Source organism: Fictibacillus sp. NRS-1165 (genome assembly GCF_050468105.1).
GTDB lineage: Bacteria > Bacillota > Bacilli > Bacillales > Fictibacillaceae > Fictibacillus_C > Fictibacillus_C terrinigri.
This window is the reverse complement of record NZ_JBDPNU010000049.1, coordinates 1-1068: the sequence shown is the minus strand read 5'-3', so window position 1 is coordinate 1068 and position 1068 is coordinate 1. Positions and strand designations below refer to the sequence as shown.

Annotated in this window: 2 protein-coding genes; both read right to left on the bottom strand. The window is 47.6% G+C overall.

What is annotated here, in order from left to right:
• A partial coding sequence (locus ABHN01_RS20085) for a hypothetical protein (protein ID WP_429876991.1) occupies positions 1-260 on the bottom strand: 260 nt, incomplete at its 3' end.
• Positions 257-1068: Gfo/Idh/MocA family protein (locus ABHN01_RS20080; RefSeq protein WP_429876990.1), on the bottom strand; the 812-nt coding region annotated here is incomplete at its 5' end. The genes ABHN01_RS20080 and ABHN01_RS20085, both read right to left, overlap by 4 nt.

The following is a 1068-nucleotide window of genomic DNA, read 5'->3' as shown; positions in this document are numbered from 1 at the left end:
AATTTGCCAATGGAAATAACAGAGCCACCCGAGCGGATGTAATCCCATAGATCCCTTGTCTCCTCATGTTTAATCGGCGGCAAAGCCAACACAATCACATCAAAGTGATGAAGCTGATTTGTTTCTACTATCGGTGTGAATGGGATACCCGCATACTGAAATACAGAATGAAAATATAATTCAAAGACGTTTTCGCCTCTTTGCCATTTATAGAGGGCACATTCTTTGTCCACATACACACCTACCCTTGCCATCCTCAATTTTGGGCCATCCTTTCACCGAGCAGAACAGTTTTACCCGTTTGCCGGCTTTCATTGGCCGCTTCGATAAAGCGGATGACTTCCATGGATTCATCCATGCCAACTGGAGATTCTCCGGTTGTAAACATTTTCATTACTTCTTCCAGTAAGCTGGCGTAATGCGGCTTTGTCCCCTTCTGACAATCCACGAATGCTGTACCTGAACGGCGGTGAACCAAAGCACCGAATTGATGATTTCCTGTACGATTCCCTCTGACCGTTCCAATTCTTCCATCCGCCCACTTGCCAACGATAACATCGTGATCATTATTGACAGTGCAGCCCACTTGCCGACAGCCGGTTCCCATTACAGTAAACAGCATCTCTATCGAATGAATCCCATACCAAAAAAGGCCGGGCAGCGGAGGTTCGATTTTCATTGGACCGTATGTATCTGCCCCGATGATCGATCCTTGATCCATGGCGGCCTGCTGAAGTTCCTCAGAAAATCTCAGGGACGAGCTGCTGCTGACCGGCACGTTGTACTGCTGTGCCAGATCAAAAATCCGGCGTGCATCAGCAGATGAACAGGCTAAAGGTTTGTCAATATAAATCGGCTTCCCATAAGGTACAACTCTACTGAATTGTTCAAGGTGTACTCTTCCATCGACGGAAGTCAATAAAATGGCATCCGTTTGTTCCGCTACTTCTTCGGGACTGCCAAGCATTTTCACATGGAAGTCTTTTTCTAGCTGACGTGTAATCGGTCCAACCCGCGAGCTGCTCAATTCAAAATCCGCCGAGCCCCCAGGGTAGGCAGCAACTACCC